The sequence below is a fragment of the Candidatus Nitrosocosmicus agrestis genome (genome assembly GCF_008389435.1).
In the GTDB taxonomy this organism is placed as follows: Archaea; Thermoproteota; Nitrososphaeria; order Nitrososphaerales; family Nitrososphaeraceae; genus Nitrosocosmicus; species Nitrosocosmicus agrestis.
Map to the genome: position 1 here is coordinate 14726 of NZ_VUYS01000021.1, position 23222 is coordinate 37947.

The following is a 23222-nucleotide window of genomic DNA, read 5'->3' on the forward strand; positions in this document are numbered from 1 at the left end:
TGATGTCAAACACTATTTCCAATTTTTTGGATACGTTTTAGGAGGAGTAGTTTAAATAATTCCACTAGATGGTAATAATGAAAATATAGTCATAGATGCGGTTGAAAAAATAGGCAAAAATGTTGTAAATATCGCAAGCGTCCGAATGGTCAAAGATCAACTTTTACGTGTCTTTCCTGTTGAAGGTGTTGGTTCTGGAGTCATAATCGACAAGAAAGGTTATATTCTTACCAATAACCATGTCATAGAAAAGGCCAACAAATTACGAGTTACCACACCAGATGGCAATGTTTATGACGGGAATTTAGTTGGTAACGACAGACATACTGACTTGGCAATTATAAAAATTGATTCTACAGACGCCCTTTCTCACGCGATATTAGGTGATTCCGATGAATTAAAGATTGGTCAGATTGTTATAGCAATTGGAAACCCATTTGGTCTGGAAGGTGGACCATCTGTTACTGCTGGGATTATCAGCTCTTTGAATAGGAGACTTCGCTTTGAAAATAGTGCAATGGAATTAATACAAACAGATGCTGCTATTAATCCTGGAAACTCGGGGGGACCATTGGTTAACACAAAAGGTGAGGTTATAGGTATTAACACTGCAAAAATGCCATATGCTCAAGGAATTGGATTTGCTGTACCAATTAATGTTGCAAAGATGATTATAAATGACTTGATTAGTAATGGCAGAGTAACGAATAGACCTTGGATTGGCATTTCTACAATTAAAATTACAAACGAACTTGCGAAAGCATATAGTCTACCTACAACCGAGGGATCGTTAATAGCAGAAGTTCAAAAGGATAGTCCAGGTTATTTTGCAGATCTGCGCAAAGGTGATATAATCGAATTAGTTGATGGGATACGAATCCGGGATCCTTTTCAAATATCTACACACATTAGCAAAATGGCAGTTAAAGACAAAATAACTATAAGCATTAACAGGTATGGAAAGAAAATTGACAAAGAAATAGTCTTGATGCCGTATCCTAATAACTTTAACTAATCATTTTCTCTCTTAGCATCCTTGCTTTTGAAAATAGATTGCTTTTTTCCCTGAATGTATGTACGGATACTGACAAATTCGATAACATTTTGAGGAAACAATCATTTCTTTAGATTTTTTCTTTTGTGATATTGTCGAATAATAATCCGCAAATAATCTTTAATACAAAGAAATAGTCTTGACGTCCTTTTTTTCGAACCTCAGTCAGATTATGAATTTCTAAATTATCTTCAAATCAATCAGGCAAAGGTTTTAAGCAAAACCTTGAATCCAAAAAATTCTGCATAAATCAATATATAGAAATTAGTCGTGTTTTTATTTTTTTATTTTTATTCAAAAAAAATGATTATAGATTAAAATAATTGGTTATAGGACTACTTTTCCCCACCCTCATGTCTCTGTCTTTTTTACACTTCTATGCTTTTGAAAAGGAATTTTTTCTTCTCTTTTGGTTAGTAATCCTTTTTACTTGTTGACCTTCTTCTTCTAAATCTGAATCCAAAGTCCTGTTTTCGATATTTAATTTAGCTACTCTGGGAGTTGCCATTGCAAATTGTATGTGAAAACAATCAAAGGATGTGCATAAGGTGCAGTATAACTTGTTATTATTAAGGTGTATTTCAGTAACTCTGTTTTCCTTATAGTCTTTAATATATAACGTATCTCGAGTGCATCCTTCCTCTGAGAGAAATGGAGCATAGTGCTTCAAAAACTCGTCTTTTTCGAGAATGTCATGCAAAAGCTCATTTACAAACCCGCCAAAATGCTCATTAACAAATGGATTTCTTTCCCTTTCCCTTTTCCACTTTTCTCTCAACTCTTTGACTATGTTAACTCTTAATGTGATTAGTTCAGCTGAATTGGATCTTGGCATATATGTATTTTAATAGTGTATGGGGATTATTTAACTTTAGTATACTGAGTAGTACTATATACAGCAATTATGCCATCAGGTTCATCTGCAAATGTCGATTCTCAATAACATTCCGGTTTCCAAATACAAAGTATGTCAGATACTAATTTATCATAACCTTATCTCAAATAATTCCAAATCAAATAATTTTGAACAAAATCAAAGCTACCAAAATAATAATAATTTACTTGCACAACGGCAAGTTAGAAAAGTATTCCTGCAATTTGTTTATCTTTTATCGAACATGTCATTTAAGGAAAAGTTTATAAAAAAAATCAAAAGTCTCCACCAGATCAAATCGCGAAGTAAAAGAAGAAGATACAGAGGTGCATCGGTGAAGCGCATTCTCTGAGACAAATAAATTCGACAGCAAAAGAAAGCTATTGACACCTATTTAGGAATCCTTGGCAACATGGCATATATGAATATATTTAGAACTAATGTTGTCAATTACTACTGTATATTACGCTCAATCATTTCCAAAACTATCCGATCATAATTTGATTAGCTGGGTTTAAGTAACACCATTGTCTCTCGATTAGTACAGGTCAAATGAATTTTTTTGAATTATTTTCAGAACAAAAAGGCTGTATCCATACGTGGCAACAATATTTTTTTCCATAGTAACAGTAATGGTACTATTCAAAGCTTCGGATGAATTAACTCAATTAGAAATGTCACCAAATCCTATCGATAATACTTTTTGAGGATTTATTTGACCTCCTTGCGCACCTACGCAATCGATGCTAACTTTGCCTGATTCTGCATAGGTAATGATGAAAAGTGTGACTAATATTCCTATTGAAATAATAATGATTGAAAAGGCTCTGTTCACTTAATATGTTTTATTTCATTGTTATGATAGTCTACAAAGAGCCGCAGCCAATTCCGTACATGCTTTAACTTGCAATTCTTTATTCTACACGGAAAGTAATCATCAAAACTTTCAGTTCTGTCTTTTATGCATTGCATCTTTCTTTCAATCAGACTTTTCTCCAGAGAGGAATGAATGTGATGATCGAGATTTAAGAATCTACAACCCATTGGATACCATGTACCACCGCCATCGGTAGAAACTGGATGAATTCCATGAATCTTGACTAGATCAGACATAAATCTTTCAGCTACAAACATGTTTCTTTCTTTAGATTTATTAGCAAAAGAAGTGCGAGAATTTGCCTGTTTTCTGGCTCTATTGATTGCAACAAAGAGCCAGACAAACTCTGATCCCACCTTCAACATGGTCTCATCTATTATATACTCTAGAACTCTTCTTCTAGTTGACTTCAGCTTTTGAGGCTTGTACTTTTGAATCCAATTCCACTTTTGGCAAAGAAAACGTGATTTCTCTTGTATATCTGAGATAATCTTTCCGAGGCTTTCTTTAAGGATAGGCCTGAAAAGTACAAATACAAACCGTAGCCAATGTACTTTGAAGGCGTTCTGTTTCTAGTAAGCATAAAAGAAATGGAATGCTTTCAAGCTATAGGCTTATCGTTAACTGAACAGAGCCATTGAAAATGATAATACTTTTATCATTGCTGAAATTTTTTTAAAATACTGAATAAAATTTTCAAATTGGGTATTTATTATATACAGAAATATGTGTATATTTGATTTAGATTGATGTTGTTATTGAAAATGGAACAAGGATACTAACTACTCATTTTTTTTAACATGTTATGAAAATCTTCATCAGAAAGCTTTTCTTTAGCTTCTAAAATCTGTTCAACGTCCTGACCTGCTAAATACCTAAGCTTTGGGTTATTGTCCTGAATTGCAGAGAGGATGATATCTGCTACATATTCGGGTGCTTGACCACATTCAATAAGCTTTTTCATACCTTTTTCCATGTTCTCCATATACTTTCTATATGGTGAGGTTATATCCTTTGATTTTCGTGCAAGCTTTGAAGATTGAATAAATTTGGTCCTTATGATACCTGGTTCAATTAATACAGTCCTAATTCCAAACTGTTTAAGCTCAGGCGACATAGATTCTGTTAGTCCCTCAACTGCAAATTTTGAACTAGCATAAGCTGAATTTGTTGCAACGCCAAATCTACCTAGGCCTGAACTAATGTTTACTATCACTCCAGAGTGCTGGGATCTCATATAAGGTAATACTCCTTGTGTGACTCTGATTAGTCCAAAGAAGTTTGTTTCAAATTGCTGTTTTATTTCATCAACAGTGAGATCTTCAAATGCCCCAGTAATGCCAAAGCCGGCATTATTAACCAAAATGTCAATCCTACCTGATTTCTCAATAATGTCCTTAATGGCGCGGGTCACGGATTTGTCTTCTATAACATCTAATTGGATGATTGAAATTGGTAGTTTTTCTTTTTCTAAAATAGATTGCAATAGTTTAGATTTGCTTAAATCTCTCATAGTAGCATAGGTAGTACAACCTGATCGGGCAAGGGCAACTGAAGTAGAAAGACCAATACCACTAGAACATCCGGTTATTAGCGCTACCTTTTTGTCATCCATGCTATAGTCATTTCTCAAACGAATTAATAAATTATTCAGCGCCTTCCAACTTTTGTAACTGCATCTTACGTATTTTGTCCTATATAATTAGAACATTGAAAAAGGATATACAAATCTACTTTGGCGAAGTCTTGGTAAAAGCCTCCAAGTTAAGATTTATTAGCAAGTTTAGAATGTACTATCTTTTGTAGTGGTAACATACTAAATTGACTTGTCTATGCTGATACCTTTTCATCTTTTTGAGCCTAAATTTGCTATTTTAATAATTTTTTAAAAATAGAATCAGTTTCCAAGTAAAAAAATATACTTATGAAAAAAGAAATAAATCATCTGGCAGAAAAAATTTATTCATACTGTATGATATCTTAGGCTTGCTGTACCATTTTACAAACAGAATGGATTCAATTCTGCGATCTTGGTTGATTAGACAGGTATAGTAACAGTATCACAAAATATTGCAATTGTTTTATTATTATTGTTAGCTAAAACTAAACGCTAGAACACACAATGAAATTGCTGTATTAAGTAAAGTTATTGCAAGATATGATTACAAGGGAAATGTTTTATATAATTCAAAAGTATTTTTTTATATGGTATCATTTACAGAATATAAGTAAATCTGTCAATTTCTTTATGTGATAGACTCTAGGAAACTCAGACAATACTTGGGGACGAAAATTCAATTCGTTTGAATTTATTTCGTATACTGGATCACTAAGGGGTTTGTGTGATAAAACATCAAATTTTTTAAAACCTAAAAGATGCAAAAAAAACTGCCATTTCGCACTGCCTAACTAAATTAAATAATGCTCAAAATCTTTTCATTGCTGGTATGGAAGTATTGGGTAATCCGATCTTTTTAGATGATCCGGATTCTTTATCATTATCTCAAAACTGTAAACCTAATAAAATATATTTTTATAAACAACTCTTCATCTCCGGTCAATGACTTTGCGCCCTTTGTTTTTCTTCACTCTGAAATAAAATGTCGCTATATGAGAGGCTCCTAGGTACCCAATGGATTTTTGCTGTGCCTTATGACGGGAGATTGGCATGACTGCCTAAAAATTCCATTCTTATTTGAGTTTCTTTACTGTAACCTTGAGCCTATCCCGATTTCGCAATGCTTATCTATTATGGCAAATCAACAATTGAGGTATTAATATGGCTGATAAGATAAAATGTTCTCATATACTAGTAAAGAAACAAAGTGAAGCATTTGCAATATTGGAAAGATTGAAAAAGGGAGAAGGATTTGCTAATTTGGCTAGAGATCTTTCTATAGACAAAGGAAGTGGAAAAAAGGGTGGAGATTTAGGTTCATTCGGTAGAGGTATGATGGTAAAGCCGTTTGAAGAAGCGGCATTTAAACTCCAGAAAGGAGAGATGACGCTCGAACCAGTAAAAACCGAATTTGGGTATCATATTATTAAGAGAGCAGGTTAAGTGACCTGGATTCCGCTTTTATCAGGGCAAATCGGTTTGATGCATATTAATCTGCTTAAATGGATTTTTGAAGTCCCCTGGTAAACTTGAACGGTGATACAAATCCAGGAGGGCAGACAGTTGTTTATTCCGCTTCTACTTTTTTTGCCATTAACCAGTTAACGATAAACATATCTCGTAAAAATATAAAAAAGACTAATTCATATCCACTAGGTGTAATATTGTTTATGTGCATTGTAATTGCATGATTACAATTTTTAATACCATCTTTTCACAAATATCTTGCAAATACTTCAAGACATGCTAATGAAGTCTGAAAAATATTGATGACGGAATTTTTAGTTACAGCTTCGCCAATAGAAATACTTGTAATATAATAATTAGTTATCATCAATTTGATTAGTTTTAAAGGAAAATTTGCATTATGACAGCAGTCCTCAGAGAAGAGTTATCTCGGGAACACAAGCAACTTTCCCTCTCCTTGGGATCATAATGCAAATATTATAAATTACTTTTAGCGTAATATAAATTAAAAGTTAACCGAATCCATAGAACTAGCGCTATTTCTCGTTTTAATTGATGTTGTGGTACATTATTTTTTGGGACCCTAAAACCACAAAGTGAATGCTGAATATTAGTTTGAATATTAAAAAATAAACTTTATGGATATTATTGTTGCAAAGGATAACAAATTCATCTCCTTATGTCCGAATTACTGAGGGAATTTTACTATACCAAAGAGAAAAAATACATGAGGATTAGATTTGTGCATCTTCTGTCCTTCATGTTTCTTGCTTAAAAATCGCTATTGATGGTGAATCTCTAAAAAACTTTTAACCAGTAGATAAGGATGGGGATAAATTTGTACTAGGGGTAATATCCGGTAATTCAATCTTCTATAAACAAATGTTGCAATTGAGTAATTATGAACCTCATTTAAAGGATGACCCTTTTGCATGACCTGACCTTATGAACGGTAAGAAAATTAGTTAAACTACGAGTCCACAAAAAAACATGGAAAGCACTTTGAGTCGACATATCAATGAAATTGCGATACAAAATGTGTAATGTGACTACCCTTTCAACGATGACTTCAAATTATTAAAGATACCTATTTTTCTATCTGGGTATATCAAATTAAGCTACAGGCAAAAAGTCCATCTGACGTATCAACATACCAACAATCGTCTTATAGTGTATTCGAGTGTGTTTCAACAAACGATTGTTATTTCTTGAACCTGCCAAATGACGAAGGGCAGCACCCACAGTCAGCAGACTATCAAGCTAATTGCAATAACAAAAAGGATTTCTGATGCGTGAAATACTATTCTTTAGCAGGAAACTAATCTTAGTTAAATTAAAGATACGTTATTTAATTTGTAAATGTATTGAATTACACGATGTATCGGAAGAAAGGAATGAATGTATACACTGCCACTATTTTGAAGGGTGCATTCTGATTAGCATAGATAAGTAGATACTAAAACTGATCCATTGGAAGCATGGAAATGGTTACGTTTACGATATTGTTTACTTAAATTAGGGAGTTCATTGAACGTTATAAATATAAGTTTGAAACTTACGTCAAAATGTATTATTTATGAATATTTAAAAAATGAAATTTAATTGAAGCAAAAACTTACACTGTAAATTTATATCTTTTTGTATACCCAAACTAATTTTTCGTCCCCTTTAATCATCTTAAAATTATATTTTAAACAGTAGATCTTTTGTGCCAAAGACTTTGTAGTCCTGAATAACACAATATCAAACTTTTCAATTTCTTTCAAATTTATTGCTAGTCCAATACAATATTGCAAAATATATTTGCCCAGTCCAAAGCACCTATAATTTTGATCAATGCCTATTTTGGAAATAAGGAGTGCTCTAATTAATGAGTTCTTGCCTTGAGTAATTGGATTATCCACATTCGCGAAATCAGGTTCCACTGTTGCTGATGCAATGCAAAAAAAACCTATTGTCTCGGTTTTATATTTTATAACATAAAGTAACTCATTGTTAAACGAATTTCCTTTAATTATGCTTTCATAATAACTTTGAACCTCAAGCGGGTCTTCGCCATTTGATTGTTTTAACTGCATCTTAGGTAAAATGTGGATTTTCGGATCAAATACTAAAAACCTGATCGAATCTAAATTAAAGTTATCTATCATTGTCATTTCTGTGTTTCTCAAAAAAGGATTTGGACTCTAAGATGAATTTTAGATCTAATTCATCATATGGCTGCTCGAGATCCTTATGTACATCAGGTAATCTCAGAGAGTCAATTCGTATCCTAACAACATTCGTTAGAAGACCTGACATGCTTAAATATACCAGTCGCCCTATTAAAAGGTCAGCATCTCTTCTAAAGGTTAAAATTAATAATCTCGATTACAAAGTTGACTCTATTTTGAATTTTGGCCTCGACGCTAACCATTTAATCCATATTTAAAAAAAATATGAGCCGCTGAACTAACCTTTTCTAACAACAAAATCTTTATAAATATAGAGCTTAAAAATTTGTCATGAGAAAAAATCATATTGTCATAGCCATGGCAACCGCATTTACATTTTTGGCCTTGGTACTAACAATTGCAGGTACCAATCCTTCGAATTTTGCCTTCGCACAAGGTGATCCCGCAGCAACCGGTGAAGTGGACCCTGGAACACCCGGTGAAGTTGGTACAACAAATAATTCTGAAGTAGATTACAAACCACTCAACCTGACCGGACCAGAAACAATCGAATCCTTAGAAGGAATAGAAGGAAGCAATGCAGCATTCCTTGACAATGATACATCCATCAGTAATCCAAACAACACTGCAATTGACGCAACTGATGTGAACGAACAAGAAGCTTGCATACCTACATCCAATCAAACTGACGATTGTATTTAATCAATTATTTTTTTTAGATACATATCCTAAATTTTTATTCTTTGAATCTTTTGCTTTAAATTATAAATTGGACTCAATAACAAGTGCTGCTCTGAGTACGGTTTAAATGTTATTCCCATTTAAACATTAAAACTCACTCAGTTCAATTTAAAAAATAAAATCAAACAATGACAAGTTTTTAAATGAATTATCTTGCTCTATTTCGCGAACAGGCTTAATATTGGATATGTAATATGTTAAACCAACAATTTGCCTTTTGATATATAACTTAATTCTGTAGTAATTTGAACTAACCCGATTTATATTTAAAATGTTTAATAACTTTAAATATTTGATGAGATCAACTGCGTCAGTCTTAGATAAAAAGGGTAAAACGTGATTAGTTGATTTTTTGAAGCATAGAAACAATATTATATTTATAACTTATCAATCTACGTAATTGGGATAGAGAAGAGTGACGATAGAGCTATCAGTTGGTGGAATAATAAGATATCAATCAACGGAATTCAATAAAGATCATTCCGAATTTCTTCTTTTAAGAAATAAACGGGGATTTTGGGGATTCCCCCAAGGTCATAAAGAGAGGGGTGAAAATGAGATACAGACGCTCCAAAGAGAAGTGCAAGAAGAAACAGGAATCACTATATTGGAAATTCATCAGTATATTGGTAAAATACAATACAAATACTTTAGGGCAGATGGCATTAGATCTGAGAAAGAAGTAAAATTTTATTTTGCTACAACACCTGAGAGAGAGGTCACAATTTCTAATGAACATGAGGGCTTTAAGTGGACTACCTATCAAGAAGCTTTATCGATTTTAGATCATCGTCAACTCAAATCTATAATATTAAAAGGTAGACGACGCGGATTATACTAATTACGGGATTAAATGTCCTACTCAGCATACTCTAAATGCTATGAAAATAATTTTATACCCACGTCTTATAATTAGAAGCGGATATAGATTAAAAGATGGTTGCTGGTAAAAGAATTGTTCTAACTGCCGATCGTAGTTTAATGACTAATTATCGAGGTAATTTCCTTTATGGATTTATTGCATGTGGACCGTATGAATTGGTTCCTGAATTTGTATTTGATAAATTGTTTTGTCCCAGTGTCGAAACCGATAAAAATACTGGTGAAATTAAGGTGGCTCAATGTGGGTTACGACGAATTGAGAGTGCTTTAATCAGAGAATACGATAAGAATGAAGTATTTTTGGCACACCCTGAAATGCTTGATAAATGTATTGGACCTCAAACTAAGGTAGTAGGTATTAATGTAATGGATCCTCTGGGTATGGCTCCTGTAACAACTACCATGTCGCCGGAAAAATTATCCTATGTTGCAATGAAATTTAAGAAAATGTGTGCTTCCATTATTCAACTGAAAAAGAAATATGATTTTAAAGTAGTTGTTGGTGGAAATGGATCATGGGAACTAGCTAAACCGGAAAGAATGAAAATTCATGGAATCGATACTGTGGTAATAGGAGAAGCTGATGAACTGGCGCTTGACCTGTTCCATGACCTTGAAGCAGGCGATGCACCAGAATTATTGCATACATTTGTTCGAAATATAGAGAATATTCCTACAATACGAGGTCCTACCATAAATTCACTAATAGAGGCAATGCGCGGTTGTGGTCGCGGATGTGATTTTTGCGATGTAAACAAGCGTTCCAAAAAGGACATTCCTCTTGAAAGATTACAAGAGGAAGCCAAAATTAACATAAAATACGGATTCGATTCAATTTGGCTACAATCTGATGAGATGCTCCTGTATGGATGTGATAATAAGGACTTTATTCCTAATCATGATGCCATATTAGGAGTATGGAAAGGACTTAAATCCGTAGGTGCAAATTTCGTTGGAACAACCCATATGACTCTATCTGCAGTGGCTTCATCACCCGATCTTATAAAAAAAATCTCTCAAGTAAACGATATGGAAAACAATGGTCGTTGGCTTGCAACTAATTTGGGAGTTGAAACAGTCGCACCACGAATGGTTAAGAAACACCTCGGGGTAAAAACAAGGCCATATCAGCCAGAGGAATGGGGTGCAGTTGTTAGAGAAGGGTGTAAAATATTGAATCAAAATCATTGGTTCCCAGCATTGACCCTTATTATTGGATGGCCAGATGAGACGCCGGATGAAACTCAATATACCATAGATTTGATTCAAGATTTCAAGCATATGAACATGAGGGGACTTGTAGCACCTTTGCTTTATCAGGACTTCTCTGAGAAAAATTCTATGCACTTTGGGAACCTTAATGAATCTCAATTCGCTTTATTTTGGACTTGTTGGCAACATAACCTTCGAGTTATCAGTGATATAATTCCCATAATTATAAGAAACAAATCTTACGGCCCTGCAATGAAGGTCTTTATGGCCTTGTTGATAAAGTTTGGAACGTGGGCAATAATGAAGTATTTGCGAGGGTTATCAAAAGGCTTGTTTGAAGGAAAGCCTGCTGAAGACATTGTCGCAAAATATATTCGACCTAGATCAGTTACAGCCCCAATGCCTCCAAAACTTTAATTCTATACTTTTATTTGACTTTTTTTTATTTTATAAAACATTGTTCAATAATAAAGGATCGATTTTAAAATATTTGATTAATAAATATAAAAATTAACTGCTGATCTGCCCCAGCGCTGCATCAGCAATAGTGTCTCTTTTTGGTGTAATAACAATGAAATAATTCTTGTCTGCTCTCTCCATTACGTTTACAAGTTTGTGTTTCTTGGCAGAAATGTCAAATTCATACATACCTTGATCTAGGGTCCCTTTGGTATAGATCATCAAGAGTGTTTCGCCAGATAGAGGTGTAATTGGTACCATAGAAAACACATATCCTTTATACGAACTAATAGGGAGGATTTGTTTCATATACGGGGCCACAGAAACCAAATAAACCAAAACATCTTCAATGGTTTCAAACTCTTCAAATTCAAATTTCATTTATGTAAAGTATTTGGAGTGAGGTTAAATAAACTTTATAAAATTAAAAGAAAAGGCTTAGCCATAAGATTCGAATTTAACGTCAAAAGTTCCATCTTTTCTCTTATTTCTTTCAGTTACAAACCCTTTGGGAACAAGGGAATCTAGTACTCCATCGACAGTTCCTTGCCAACCGCAAACGTAAAATGATGTATTTTGAGGTGTAATTTTTTCTCCTACTAATTCTTCCAAAGGCGACATATCTTTACCCGGCTTTGGTCTCAAAAATGTTTCTACTCGGCCTTTATGTCCATTCCAAGATCTATTGAACCATTCTTGTGGTCTGCTAATACTTGCTCTATACCTAAAATTCCAATTTCCATTTCCATCCAAACTTTCATGTTCTAGTTCGGTTAATAACTCTCTATAGCTCAACTCGTCTACGTAACTAGCACCGTGCAACACTATGATTTGTCTCTTACTGCCTTTGGATTTTAAGTGAAGTGAATAAGATATAAATGGGGCCAATCCGGTTCCACCACCAATTAGTACTAGCCGTCTATTATCTGGACTGCCATCAGACATCTTTTCATTTATTGTAAATATTCCTGTCGGTTTAACCCAACTAATCTCATCACCCTCTCTCTTGTTAAATAACTCTGTAGTCAATCTGCCAGGAAGAGGTTTTTTGACCCATCGAACTACCAATTCAAAATGTTTCTTTTGCTCAGGAGGCGAAGCTATTGAATAAGCCCTCCTTATCACTTTGCCTTCCTTTGGAACATTCAAGCCCAATGTCACAAATTGACCTGGCTTAAAATCGGGAACTTGACCCTCAATTGGCTTTATATGAAAAATCGCAAGATCTTCCTTTAATACTCTTATATAAGAAATCGTCGCCTTATTATCAACTACCATAATATTTTTTGTTTTAAGTCAAGTTAGTTAAATATTTTGTTCTGGGCATTACATTCAGACTTTCAAATTTAATTTTAATAGGTATGATCAAATAATGTATTAAGAAATATCTAAAATCTCCATGAACAACAGACTACGATGTTTGAATTTGCGGCATATAAACAATATATCAATATCACTAATTGAATTTTTTCATAATATTATAGTATGGTGAACCTTTATGCCTCTCTATGCATTTTTGACACATTGATTTTTCCCCATATTTTTTGTGGCAAGGGCAATCACAAATAGAACTTATATTGGCACCCAAATAGTAATTGACAAGAGGTTCATAAAACATATAAATTGTTTTCGAAATCTAATTATTCTTATCATTAGGAACTTTGATACCTAACCATATTTTTTCTTGTTGTTATATTGTGAAAACACTTTAGCTACAAAGGCCGATTTCTCACCTAATCAATAGTGCAGTTTTGAGTGTGGAATAACCTATAAATACATATCAAATAGTTTGCATAACATCGATCATTTTGCATTCTGAATTGAGTATTTTGATATCACAAATCTTGTCTACTTCTAAACCATGTAAGAAACAACTGGAATTTGATGGGATATCATCTAATAGGTTTATCTTAAGAAATCAGGTTGGCAAATTAATTTTGGGTATCAAAAATGTTCCAATTTTAAAAGACAAAATAATTGGGTTGGGGAATTCAATTACAATAGTAAAAAATTTTGACGAATACCAATACTTGCTATGCTCTCATATCCCTACATTAAGTGATGAGAGTATATGGAAATTCAAATTTCAAAAGATTCGGATCTTGATTTATCTTTACATTGACAAGATGACAAGGCTCCTAGTTGATCGTCAGCCCAAAACTATACGCGATAAAACCTTCGACACTTTGAATACAACTGGAAATAATATCTTGCTAGAAACATCTGAATTAATTCAACAATTCCGTGAAACCAAACCGGCCGAAATTCCAAAACTGGATGCAAAAAAAGATATGAACCTTCAAATAAACTTAAAAAAGGATCACTTTGCAATTTTTCAAATAAAAGAAAAGGAAATTAATGATATCCTGTTTTCCTACTATGGATTCGGCGTAGAGGCAATCAAAAGAGGACCTGAATTGGATGATGATAATTATGATGAATAATAATAATAATAAAAATATGGATTACTGAATAGACTTGAAAAACTCTAGTACTTCCTTGGAATGTCCCTTTGGTTTAACTTTATTATACATCTTTACTACATTACCTGACTTGTCTACGAGAAAGGTTGATCTGTTGACGCCGAGGTACTCTTTACCCATAAATTTCTTTAATCCATACACACCATAATCTTTGGAAATTTCATTTCTTGTATCTGCGGCTAGCATATATGGAATTTTCATCTTTTCTCTAAATTTTGAATGTGACTCGTTTGAATCAGGACTAATGCCTACAATTTCAATTTCCGCGGTCTTAAAACTTTCATAGTCTCTGCTAAATTCCTCTGCTTCGATAGTACAACCAGGAGTGAAATCCTTTGGATAGAAATAAATAACTATATTTTTATTTCCCTTCAGGTCAGAAATTCTATGACTTTTGTTATTGCTGTCTTGAAACTCAAAATCTACCGGAGGCTGTCCTAACTTTATTTTTGAAATTACCTTTTCCTTGTCCCCATCTTCTTCCATAAAACAATATGAAAAAAAATCTCTTATTATTGTGTTTATTTTAGTGTGTTTTATGGTATGGCGGCCTAACCAAAAACAAAAGTATAGAAATAAAAATTATCGGATTTTGGCCTAATTTCCAGTTTATGTGACGATGGTTTAGGAGTCTTGACTATGTTAAGAATATGGGGCCAAGTAATATTTACAAGGCTTATATCGCCTTCCTTCTTCGAATCGACTCCTAACTGTTCAGTCTGCAGATAGTTGCCATCCAAAAGTATCTCTGCAATAGTTGGTTTTCCATCAGTTGAACCTGCTATTATGTTCACATTGGAAGCTGAATTGTATTTGAAGATTATTGCCGGAGATTTATCCTTATGCTCTAATGTGACGCCCACTCCTTCCCTTCCCCAAATCCACTTACCTTTTAGATACACTACATTATCCATTACTGTGGGCGAATCGCTAAAGACATTAAATTCATCTATTTTTACTTTTTGATTATTTCCAAACCTTCTCATTCTAGAATAACCTACACATATTTCAGGCGCCATTCCCGGAAAATGCATTCCATATTGTTTGGTAATTCTGTTTTGCTCGAAAGCATTAGAATCTGATTCTGGTTCCAAAAGAGGTTGACCATCTATTTGGCCTTCTGTATTTGAAGAATTATTCTGGTTGCTATTTGTGGTGTCTAATGGGCTATGTGACTCTGTAATATCAAAAAGGTCATTTAAGGCGTCATAAAATTCGTCTGGAGTTCCATATCCTGGATGTTCGTATCTGACAAACCCTTCTTTGTCAATTAATACATGCTTTGGCCAATACGAATTTCCGTATGCCTCCCAGGTTTTATTACTTGTATCAAATCCTGTTAGATAATTTTCCAAATTATAAGTTTTGAGAGCCCTTTTTATATTATCTTCTTCTTTTGCAAACTCGTATTCTGCTGAATGTAAGCTAATTACCTCCAAGCCGTGATTATCATATTTTTCCTTTAATGTTTCAATCGTCGGTATAGTTCTTAAACAAAATATACAAGTATATGTCCAAAAGTCCAAAAGGACTACTTTCCCTTTGTATTCCTTTAAATTATAATTTAATTCATCGCTCCATCTTACTATGCCTTTAAACTCGGGGGCAGGAGTTGCTGGAATAATATTCAATTTTTATTATCACTGTTTTTTGTAATTTAATCCTATATTCAATATTATGTATTAACCTAAAATTTAAGGTTGCCAATCATAAACGAAAAATTTGTATGCGGGAGATGGGATTTGAACCCACGAACCCCTTAGGGATAAGGCCCTCAACCTTACGCCTTTGGCCAAGCTGGGCGACTCCCGCTTTACGATTTTATAATTGGAGGGATAATTTGAATATTCCCACGAGTTTGAATTGTACCTGTATGAATGATTTTTATTAAGGAAATAATTTTTTTATAATGTGCTTGTTCCTGTAAGATGTTTTACGTGCGGAAAGCTCATCGCTAATATCTATAATGAATTTTTGTCTCGAGTAAAACAAGGTGAAGAACCTAACAAAGTCATGGACTCTTTAAAGATCAATAGATATTGTTGCAGGAGAATGTTTGTATCAAGTGTAGAAACTATCTATCAAGTGATCCCATATTACGAAGCTCTGAGAAAGAGAAGAGCTGAAATACAATCTGAGATGGAATGATAGTTTTTGCCTAAAATAACAGCAATATACGAAAGATTAGTTTTTAATAGTCGCGGAGACCAAGCCCTGGAAATAGATGTTATTTCTGATAACAAGTACCTTGGCAGGGCCTGTGCTCCTTCTGGTGCAAGTGTGGGTAAGTTTGAAGCTCAGAGTTTTGTGCAAAATGATCCCTCTGCAACCCTGGAGAAATTTAAAAGTATGAAGAATAAATTTATTGGGTTAGATTCGTCTGATCTTAAGGGCCTTCACGAAGCTATTCGAGCAGTTGATTCTTCTAACAATTATTCCAATATTGGTGGATCTGTAGCATACGCTTTAACAATTGCAAGTATTGATTCTGCATCAAAGTCACTTGACACTCCATTTTATAAGGTTTTAAATCCCTCCAAAAGTTCTGTAAATCTGCCTTTTCCATTAGGTAACATCCTAGGCGGAGGTGCACATGCCGGTCCAGGGACTCCTGATATACAGGAGTTTTTGGTCTGTCCTATTTCCGCCAAATCCATGATGGAGGCAGTTACAATTAATTCGCAAATTCACAAGGAACTAAAAAAAACTGTGGAAAAAATTGATAAGAAATTTACATATGGAAAAGGAGACGAAGGTGCCTGGGCACCAAACGTGTTAAACGACGCCGCGGCCCAGCTAGTTGAAAAATCTATTATAGAGTGCGGTTACGACCCAAAAAGAGAGGTTAGAATGGGGATAGATTTTGCAAGCTCCTCGATTTGGAATAAAGAAAAGAAGATTTATGATTACAACCGTGAAGGCATAACTCGAACAACCGATCAGCAAGTTGAATATGTCAATTCTCTAATAAGAAATTACAATTTGATATATGCAGAGGATCCAGTTCACGAGGAGGATTTTGAAAATATGGCAATAATAACTAAAAATAGCCCTGACTGTTTGGTTACCGGAGATGATTTGCTTGTTACCAACTCCGAGAGGATAAAAATTGCAGCCTCAAAGAAAGCCTGTTCTGGAGCAATATTAAAGGTTAACCAGGCAGGCTCTTTATATGACGCTATGAATTTTGCAAGAGACTGCAATTCTCACAATATTAAAATCATTACCTCTCATAGATCTGGGGAATCGGTTGATAATCACATATCTCATATAGCCATTGCTACAGATTCTGTCATGATTAAAACCGGCGTGGTAGGCGGAGAACGAATTTCAAAATTAAACGAACTTTTGAGGATTTCAGAGTATGGTTTAATAGAAGGAATGGCTAAATGGAGCAGTGTATAACAAATATGAACCTTGATGAATTGAATTCTGCTAATGTGTCTAAAGATGAAATTATTAATGATTCTAGTGATAATTCAAATATTGATTCTGAAAGTGCCACATCACCAGATTCTGAAATAAACGCTTCGACTGCTAGTATCAATGATAATGATTCCACTAATGCTGAAGGAAGTGGACCTGACGATGAAGTGGATCAAAAGAAAGACAAGATGGGAAGTGATGACTCTCTTGTTAATTCAACTGATTCTGATTCTGATTCTATTACTGACGATGACGATCAGAATCTTGAGGATCCAAACAATTTGGAAAAAATGATATTATCTACCGGAATACGAGTAGGTACACCCATAAAAACAAAATTTATGAATTCCTTTATTACCCGAGCTAACCCAGAAGGGCTTTATATTCTCGATATTAGTAAAACTTTAGCAAGAATTGATGTAGCTGCCAAGTTTATTGGCAGAACAAACATTGCAAATGTTGCAGTCACATCGGCTAGAGAATATGGAAAAACACCTATCGAAAAGTTTTGTGAACTGACAGGCGCTAGAGGTATATTTGGGAGATTTATGCCAGGCACTTTTACTAACCCCTCATTACCAAAATATATGGAACCCGAAATAGTTATTGTAACAGATCCACAAGCTGATGAGCAAGCCGTTTTGGAAGCCACAAGAGCAGGAGTACCTGTAATTGCACTTTCAAATAGTGATAACATTACTTCAAAGGTTGATTTAGTGATTCCATCTAACAACAGAGGAAGGAAAGCACTAGCAACCGTTTACTGGTTACTTACAAAGGAAGTCTTAAAAAAACAAGGCAAAATCAAATCCGATTCTGATATGCCGCTAGCAATCGATGACTTTGAGGCAAAATTGGTTGAAGAATTGATTTGACATAAGTATTGATTCGTGAACATAATTTTAGTGGGGTTTTTTATCCCAAAAATTATGCCGATTTGATTGCCGAGATGGAAAAAACATATGATACGTTGACATCTTCTTCTCAGAATCAAGAATTTTTACAGATGATCAGAGAATATATGAAAAATAAAAGAATTCTCTCATTTCTTATTCCTCATGCATCACTCAAATATAGTGGCCTAGTATCTGCATTTGCATACTTGCTTATCCGACAGTTTGACTGTAATACTTTCATAATTCTTTCTTCGGATCATAAGGGTACCAGTCCCGGGCTTTCTGTTAATAATAGCGAATACTGGACTACACCTTTGGGAAAAGTCAAGACTAACCAAAAAATAATATCTGATTTAGTGAATGGAATTGGCAATGGCTTTTTAGTAAACGATCAACTCTCTTTTGAAATTGATCATACTATCGAATTACAATTGCCTTTTATTCAATTTGGAAACATTACCGGAGAATTTGATATAGTGCCTATCCTGCAGAAGAATCAGGACAAATTAACATCCAAGAAACTAGCTAAATTATTGACTAGTGTATTGCCAAAGGAACAAAAAATCGTATTATTATGCACTTCTAATTTGACTCATTATTTGAATTATGATGAGTGTTATAATGCTGACAAATTGATCATATCTGAAATACTTAAACTTGATGTGGACTCCTTTTATGAAATATTGGAAAAGTATTCTAGATTGATATGTGGCTATGGTTGTATTGCTACCGCAATGGAATTTTCAAAGATTATAGGAAATTCTGATGCGATCCTTCTGAATCAGTCTAATAGTGGTGATATAGACGGTAACAAGTCGTCTGTAGTAGGATATACATCGATAATGATGGTTTAGTAGAGTATTGATTCGTATGGTTGTATTTGATGAAGGGATTTATCAGAAAGTTAGTGCGGTAACCCCTGGCAAAGTAATACTTTTTGGTGAACATTTTGTGGTTTATGGATATCCTTCAATCATTGCATCTATTGAAAGGTATTTTTCTGTAGATATCTCATTTTATCCAGAAGCTAAAGGAGCAGTACAAATTATTTCTAACTTGGGGTTTTCGGCTACAAAGATGGGTATCGATATTAAGTTTGAAACCACGCCATCTAAGGACCATTTGGAAATAGTAAGTAAGCTATACAAAATTATAGATTATCTAAATGGGGTTGAAGTAATTCAAAAAGATCCTAAAAAAGGTAAATTTATTATAAAACTTGATTCCCAATTACCACTAGGAGGAGGCTTGGGTTCATCATCTGCATTTTGCGTGGCACTTGCGGCATCTTTTGTTTACTATAATCAAAGAGTAATTGATAAGGTCAAGATATGCAAAACTTCGATTGATGCTGAAAAGTTGATCAATATTGACACATCGGGTGCGGATTGTACTGTTTCTACTTTTGGGGGACTAGGTAGGTATGATAAGAAATATGGATACACGAGGATCGATTCTCAATGCAGTGACATAGAGTTTTTGGTCGTCGATACTGGAAATGCCCATGATACATATACTATGATTCAAAAAGTATCAAAGATTAAGGAAAATAATCCCACAATGTTTTCAGAAGTCTGTGATTCTTATTCTGTGATCTACCAAGAGGGACTCAAATGCTTACAAGAAAATAATTTGGAAAGATTAGGTATTTTGTTAAGTAAAAACCATGCACTTTTATCTAAACTCTCTGTCTCAAATAATATTATTGAAAAAATAGTGGATATATGTCAGAGCCATGGCGCCTTTGGAACGAAGATTACAGGGGCCGGTGGGGGCGGATGTATAATATCATTAATCGATAAAAAGAAGGATAATAAGACACTCGAAAATAGATTAAAGGACCTTAATTTAAGGTATTTTTTCACGGGATTGAATTCAACCGGAATTAGAATTATCTAATATCCATTAAATTAGTGATAATCAACTTTTTCACTGTATATTCTGATACTTTCGATCCTTTTGATACTTCTAATTCTAACTTAAACAAAATTACCTTGCATTAAGAACCGAAAAAAATCTTTACATTTACTTGGGATACCAACTAACAATCACATGGTTAATAATGTCTCCTATCAATCTAAATACTTGACAAATGACTAGACCTGATTTGATTATTATGAAGATGGGTGGGTCAGTAGTAACAGTTAAGGATTCGCCCCTGACAGCAAATCTCACTGCTATTGATGGTATTTCAAAGATAGTATTAGAACTGCGTAAAAAATACAAGGTAATAATAGTACACGGCGGTGGTTCTTTTGGTCATTATTGGTCGGTAAAGTACGATATGCATACTAAACCACTCCCATATTCGGACGAAGGAATATCAATAGTCCATGAGTCTATGCTTCAACTTAATCATATAATTATCAAAAAATTCATTGAGAATAGATTAAAACCATATACTTTACAACCTTCAACCTTTGTTTACCGTGGATTGCCTGATTCAGACAAGATTGAATCAATTTTAGACATTACCACAAAAAATGATATTGTTCCGGTTACATTCGGAGATGTGATACATACCACTGAAAATAATTTCTCTATTCTTTCGGGTGATACTATAATGTCATTACTCGCCACCAATCTTCATCCAAAGTATTGTATGTTTTTGACAAATGTTGATGGATTGTTTGGCGACATAAACAAACGGAATCTGCTTCATGAGGTCCAGTTAGATAATTTGGATAGCCTAATAACAAAAACTGATACCCGATCTTCCGATGGTGATACAGATAATTCACCTTTTGATGTAACAGGGGGAATGAAAAGAAAAGTGTCAGAATCGATTCCTATCGTGAAATCTGGCACACCAGTCTATTTTTTAAACGGATTTGAACCTCAGAGAATGTTGGATATAATAGAGGGAAAGGACTATGTGGGCACTTGTTTTAAATTAAAACCTATAAGCCAAATATAATTGGATTACAACTAGAGAAATAATGGTGAATTAGATTTGACTTCAAAAAACGGTGATCTTTCTCCTGAAGAAAAGATAGAACAAATAAGACAAAGGAAGAAAGAAGGAATAGATATTCCACTCAATAATCAAGTACAGGGTAAGAAGAACTCTACTCTATTCGAAGATGTTGTTTTATTACATTCTGCTTTACCTGAACTAGATTATGATAAAATCGATTTAACTACTACTTTTCTTAAAGCGAAATTCTCTGCACCAATAATTATTGATTCAATGACTGGAGGAACCGATGAAGCCACAATTATTAATAAGAGACTGGGTCATATCGCTGAAAAATATGGACTCGGAATGGGTTTGGGAAGCCAGAGAGCCGGATTAAGGAGTGAAAAACTGGTTGAGAGCTATTCAGTAGCCAGAACCAATGCACCGAATGCTTTTTTGATTGCTAATATAGGAGGTGCACAACTAGCAGAAGGGCTGACTAAAGAAGAAGTCTTTAGGATTATCAAAATGATAGATGCTAATGCTTTGGCCATACATCTAAACCCATTACAAGAGTTAATTCAACCCGAAGGTGAACCTAAATTCGCTGGTGTATTAAAAAAGATTCAAGACCTGATTGAAGCTGTTGATATTCCTGTAATAGTAAAAGAAGTAGGTTCTGGAATTTCAGATAGAGTTGCTGTAAAACTTGAACAAGTTGGGACTCATTGCATTAATGTTGCGGGCTCAGGTGGCACTAGTTGGGCTGGAATTGAAAAGATTAGGGCAGATAATGTAAATGATTACATCAAAGGCGAATTAGGTAAATTATTTTGGGACTGGGGTATACCAACGGCCCTTAGTATTATAATGACCTCACAAGTCGTAAAAATACCAATTATAGCATCCGGTGGATTGAGAAATGGCATGGAGATAGCAAAGTCGATTGTTTTGGGGGCTAACATGAGTGCAATGGCATACCCATTTCTTAAGAAAGCTTCAGAGTCTGAGGAAAACTTGGATGAATTCACACAACTTGTCATAGCACAACTAAAAAGTACCATGTTCTTGGTCGGCTCTGGAAACATCGAGTCTTTAAAAAATACAAGATATATATTGAAAGAAAATTTAGCAAGTATGTTAAATGATTATGAGCTCAGAAGAGATAGTCAATGAAATTAGTAATGTGGCTTCTGAAATAAATCGATTTATCAATGAAAATGTCTCTGGTAAACCAGATGAGCTGTACTTATCATCTTTACACTACATAAAAAGTGGTGGAAAAAGACTTCGGCCATTTATGGCAGTCAAATCAAGTGAGTTATTCAATGGAACTCTTGAATCAGCCCTTCCTGCAGCTTGTGCAGTGGAACTTATTCACAATTTTACTTTAGTACATGATGATATAATGGATAACGATAACATTCGACACAATGTACCTACCGTACATCGCCAATTTGGGATTCCTCTGGCTATTTTGTCAGGTGATGTGTTGTTCTCTAAGGCATTTCATTTAATTTCTTTTAATGGAAAAAAATCGAATATCCAAGAATCTAGATTATTAACTATGATTGAATTGCTTTCATCGGCCTGTATGGATGTATGCGAGGGACAGGCATTGGATATTAAGATGGCAAAAGATGTTGATTTTTCTTCAAAGGAACAGTATATTGAGATGATAGGAAAAAAAACAGCTGCCTTGTTTAGGGTTTCATGCGAGCTAGGGACTCTCTCCTCGAAAGATTTCACAAGAAATGATTTGGAAAATTTATCGGAATATGGTGAAAAAATTGGAATTTCTTTTCAACTAATTGACGATCTAATTGGTATTCATGGAGATACTCAAATAACCGGAAAATTTGTTGGTAATGATATTCGAGAAGGTAAAAAAACTTTACCTATACTATTAGCATTTGAAAGTTTAGACACCAAAGGAAGAGAGGAATTAACTTCAGTTTTTGGAAACCCCAATTCTACTAACAGTGAAATTGAATTAGTAGTTGAAAAGATATCTAAAAGCAGCATTGATGAGGAAGTACGAAATATCGCCAATACTTTCACACAATCAGCATTTGATAAATTGTCAATTTATGATAATTCAAGAGCAAAAAGCTCACTTGAAAGATCAGCCAGATTTATCGTTGAACGGAGTCTTTAAGC

The 23222-nt window shown here is 34.2% G+C and carries 24 protein-coding genes and 1 tRNA gene; 14 read left to right on the plus strand and 11 right to left on the minus strand.

Translation table 11 applies throughout. From position 1 onward, the window contains the following. The first annotated feature begins 145 nt into the window (after positions 1–145). Positions 146–1015: a S1C family serine protease gene (locus tag F1Z66_RS12590; protein ID WP_230207554.1), complete on the plus strand. Its 870-nt coding sequence runs from the start codon at positions 146–148 to the stop codon at positions 1013–1015. Between the two features lie 415 nt (positions 1016–1430). On the opposite strand, the gene F1Z66_RS12595 is transcribed toward F1Z66_RS12590, so the two are convergent. The 5 genes from F1Z66_RS12595 to F1Z66_RS12605 all read right to left on the minus strand — a co-directional run bounded on the left by F1Z66_RS12595 (position 1431) and on the right by F1Z66_RS12605 (position 4420). After that, positions 1431–1889, minus strand: a complete 459-nt coding sequence (locus F1Z66_RS12595) for a hypothetical protein (protein ID WP_149863981.1) — start codon at positions 1887–1889, stop codon at positions 1431–1433. Positions 1890–2592: 703 nt separating this feature from the next. Continuing rightward, positions 2593–2763: a hypothetical protein gene (locus tag F1Z66_RS15650; RefSeq protein WP_154670564.1), complete on the minus strand. Its 171-nt coding sequence runs from the start codon at positions 2761–2763 to the stop codon at positions 2593–2595. Further along, a complete protein-coding gene (locus F1Z66_RS12600) occupies positions 2760–3161 on the minus strand; it encodes a hypothetical protein (protein ID WP_149863982.1) in 402 nt (133 codons plus the stop codon). Before F1Z66_RS12600 ends, F1Z66_RS15650 begins: the two co-directional genes overlap by 4 nt. A gap of 53 nt (positions 3162–3214) precedes the next feature. Further along, entirely contained in the window at positions 3215–3388 is a 174-nt protein-coding gene (locus tag F1Z66_RS15655) for a hypothetical protein (RefSeq protein ID WP_154670565.1), read from the minus strand. A 195-nt stretch (positions 3389–3583) separates the two neighbouring features. Continuing rightward, positions 3584–4420, minus strand: a complete 837-nt coding sequence (locus F1Z66_RS12605; RefSeq protein WP_149863983.1) for an SDR family oxidoreductase — start codon at positions 4418–4420, stop codon at positions 3584–3586. A 1164-nt stretch (positions 4421–5584) separates the two neighbouring features. Between F1Z66_RS12605 and F1Z66_RS12610 the strand changes: the two genes are divergently transcribed. Next, positions 5585–5866, plus strand: coding sequence for a peptidylprolyl isomerase (locus F1Z66_RS12610; protein ID WP_149863984.1), 282 nt, complete (start codon positions 5585–5587; stop codon positions 5864–5866). A 1652-nt stretch (positions 5867–7518) separates the two neighbouring features. Here the strand turns inward: F1Z66_RS12610 and F1Z66_RS12615 are convergent. Next, a complete protein-coding gene (locus tag F1Z66_RS12615; RefSeq protein WP_149863985.1) occupies positions 7519–8046 on the minus strand; it encodes a GNAT family N-acetyltransferase in 528 nt (175 codons plus the stop codon). Positions 8047–8394: 348 nt separating this feature from the next. On the opposite strand from F1Z66_RS12615, the gene F1Z66_RS12620 reads away from it, so the two are divergent. The 3 genes from F1Z66_RS12620 to F1Z66_RS12630 all read left to right on the plus strand — a co-directional run bounded on the left by F1Z66_RS12620 (position 8395) and on the right by F1Z66_RS12630 (position 11316). After that, complete coding sequence (locus tag F1Z66_RS12620) at positions 8395–8766, plus strand: hypothetical protein (RefSeq protein ID WP_149863986.1); 372 nt, start codon at positions 8395–8397, stop codon at positions 8764–8766. A 454-nt stretch (positions 8767–9220) separates the two neighbouring features. Then, complete coding sequence (locus F1Z66_RS12625) at positions 9221–9646, plus strand: NUDIX domain-containing protein (protein ID WP_149863987.1); 426 nt, start codon at positions 9221–9223, stop codon at positions 9644–9646. Between the two features lie 140 nt (positions 9647–9786). Beyond that, positions 9787–11316, plus strand: coding sequence for a B12-binding domain-containing radical SAM protein (locus tag F1Z66_RS12630; protein WP_149864023.1), 1530 nt, complete (start codon positions 9787–9789; stop codon positions 11314–11316). Between the two features lie 93 nt (positions 11317–11409). Here the strand turns inward: F1Z66_RS12630 and F1Z66_RS12635 are convergent, their stop codons facing one another. Next, positions 11410–11739 (minus strand): hypothetical protein, encoded by a 330-nt coding sequence (locus F1Z66_RS12635; RefSeq protein WP_149863988.1) that lies wholly within the window; start codon positions 11737–11739, stop codon positions 11410–11412. Positions 11740–11796: 57 nt separating this feature from the next. Next, positions 11797–12636: an FAD-binding oxidoreductase gene (locus F1Z66_RS12640; RefSeq protein WP_149863989.1), complete on the minus strand. Its 840-nt coding sequence runs from the start codon at positions 12634–12636 to the stop codon at positions 11797–11799. Between the two features lie 551 nt (positions 12637–13187). On the opposite strand from F1Z66_RS12640, the gene F1Z66_RS12645 reads away from it, so the two are divergent. Next, entirely contained in the window at positions 13188–13802 is a 615-nt protein-coding gene (locus tag F1Z66_RS12645) for a hypothetical protein (RefSeq protein ID WP_149863990.1), read from the plus strand. 21 nt (positions 13803–13823) lie between these two features. Here the strand turns inward: F1Z66_RS12645 and F1Z66_RS12650 are convergent, their stop codons facing one another. From F1Z66_RS12650 to F1Z66_RS12660, 3 genes are all read right to left on the minus strand, one after another. Continuing rightward, complete coding sequence (locus F1Z66_RS12650) at positions 13824–14327, minus strand: peroxiredoxin (RefSeq protein ID WP_149863991.1); 504 nt, start codon at positions 14325–14327, stop codon at positions 13824–13826. A gap of 65 nt (positions 14328–14392) precedes the next feature. After that, positions 14393–15472 carry a redoxin family protein gene (locus tag F1Z66_RS12655; protein WP_149863992.1) on the minus strand — a complete coding sequence of 360 codons (1080 nt, stop codon included), beginning with the start codon at positions 15470–15472 and terminating at the stop codon, positions 14393–14395. 96 nt (positions 15473–15568) lie between these two features. Further along, positions 15569–15653 (minus strand) — tRNA-Leu (locus tag F1Z66_RS12660). Positions 15654–15752: 99 nt separating this feature from the next. Between F1Z66_RS12660 and F1Z66_RS12665 the strand changes: the two genes are divergently transcribed. The 8 genes from F1Z66_RS12665 to F1Z66_RS12700 all read left to right on the plus strand — a co-directional run bounded on the left by F1Z66_RS12665 (position 15753) and on the right by F1Z66_RS12700 (position 23220). Continuing rightward, complete coding sequence (locus F1Z66_RS12665; RefSeq protein WP_149863993.1) at positions 15753–15989, plus strand: DNA-directed RNA polymerase subunit N; 237 nt, start codon at positions 15753–15755, stop codon at positions 15987–15989. Between the two features lie 6 nt (positions 15990–15995). After that, positions 15996–17246, plus strand: a complete 1251-nt coding sequence (eno, locus tag F1Z66_RS12670; RefSeq protein ID WP_149863994.1) for a phosphopyruvate hydratase — start codon at positions 15996–15998, stop codon at positions 17244–17246. 311 nt (positions 17247–17557) lie between these two features. Further along, entirely contained in the window at positions 17558–18142 is a 585-nt protein-coding gene (gene rpsB / locus F1Z66_RS16470) for a 30S ribosomal protein S2 (RefSeq protein ID WP_438502947.1), read from the plus strand. A gap of 8 nt (positions 18143–18150) precedes the next feature. Further along, the gene (gene amrB, locus F1Z66_RS12680; RefSeq protein WP_149863995.1) at positions 18151–19017 is read left to right on the plus strand and encodes an AmmeMemoRadiSam system protein B; all 867 of its coding nucleotides are present in this window, start codon (positions 18151–18153) and stop codon (positions 19015–19017) included. Between the two features lie 16 nt (positions 19018–19033). Next, positions 19034–20062 (plus strand): mevalonate kinase, encoded by a 1029-nt coding sequence (gene mvk / locus F1Z66_RS12685; protein ID WP_149863996.1) that lies wholly within the window; start codon positions 19034–19036, stop codon positions 20060–20062. A 217-nt stretch (positions 20063–20279) separates the two neighbouring features. Next, a complete protein-coding gene (locus tag F1Z66_RS12690) occupies positions 20280–21080 on the plus strand; it encodes an isopentenyl phosphate kinase (RefSeq protein WP_255437925.1) in 801 nt (266 codons plus the stop codon). Between the two features lie 36 nt (positions 21081–21116). Beyond that, positions 21117–22238 (plus strand): type 2 isopentenyl-diphosphate Delta-isomerase, encoded by a 1122-nt coding sequence (gene fni / locus F1Z66_RS12695; protein ID WP_149863998.1) that lies wholly within the window; start codon positions 21117–21119, stop codon positions 22236–22238. Continuing rightward, the gene (locus F1Z66_RS12700; protein ID WP_149863999.1) at positions 22213–23220 is read left to right on the plus strand and encodes a polyprenyl synthetase family protein; all 1008 of its coding nucleotides are present in this window, start codon (positions 22213–22215) and stop codon (positions 23218–23220) included. The genes fni and F1Z66_RS12700 overlap by 26 nt, the downstream gene beginning before the upstream one ends. Positions 23221–23222 lie beyond the last annotated feature (2 nt).

Coding starts and splice junctions, on each gene's coding strand:
- F1Z66_RS12590 (WP_230207554.1), top strand. CDS start 146: ATGGTCAAAGATCAACTTTTACGTGTCTTTCCTGTTGAAGGTGTTGGT.
- F1Z66_RS12595 (WP_149863981.1), bottom strand. CDS start 1,889: ATGCCAAGATCCAATTCAGCTGAACTAATCACATTAAGAGTTAACATA.
- F1Z66_RS15655 (WP_154670565.1), bottom strand. CDS start 3,388: ATGCTTACTAGAAACAGAACGCCTTCAAAGTACATTGGCTACGGTTTG.
- F1Z66_RS12605 (WP_149863983.1), bottom strand. CDS start 4,420: ATGGATGACAAAAAGGTAGCGCTAATAACCGGATGTTCTAGTGGTATT.
- F1Z66_RS12610 (WP_149863984.1), top strand. CDS start 5,585: ATGGCTGATAAGATAAAATGTTCTCATATACTAGTAAAGAAACAAAGT.
- F1Z66_RS12615 (WP_149863985.1), bottom strand. CDS start 8,046: ATGACAATGATAGATAACTTTAATTTAGATTCGATCAGGTTTTTAGTA.
- F1Z66_RS12620 (WP_149863986.1), top strand. CDS start 8,395: ATGAGAAAAAATCATATTGTCATAGCCATGGCAACCGCATTTACATTT.
- F1Z66_RS12630 (WP_149864023.1), top strand. CDS start 9,787: ATGACTAATTATCGAGGTAATTTCCTTTATGGATTTATTGCATGTGGA.
- F1Z66_RS12635 (WP_149863988.1), bottom strand. CDS start 11,739: ATGAAATTTGAATTTGAAGAGTTTGAAACCATTGAAGATGTTTTGGTT.
- F1Z66_RS12640 (WP_149863989.1), bottom strand. CDS start 12,636: ATGGTAGTTGATAATAAGGCGACGATTTCTTATATAAGAGTATTAAAG.
- F1Z66_RS12650 (WP_149863991.1), bottom strand. CDS start 14,327: ATGGAAGAAGATGGGGACAAGGAAAAGGTAATTTCAAAAATAAAGTTA.
- rpsB (WP_438502947.1), top strand. CDS start 17,558: ATGATATTATCTACCGGAATACGAGTAGGTACACCCATAAAAACAAAA.
- mvk (WP_149863996.1), top strand. CDS start 19,034: ATGGTTGTATTTGATGAAGGGATTTATCAGAAAGTTAGTGCGGTAACC.
- F1Z66_RS12690 (WP_255437925.1), top strand. CDS start 20,280: ATGAAGATGGGTGGGTCAGTAGTAACAGTTAAGGATTCGCCCCTGACA.
- F1Z66_RS12700 (WP_149863999.1), top strand. CDS start 22,213: ATGAGCTCAGAAGAGATAGTCAATGAAATTAGTAATGTGGCTTCTGAA.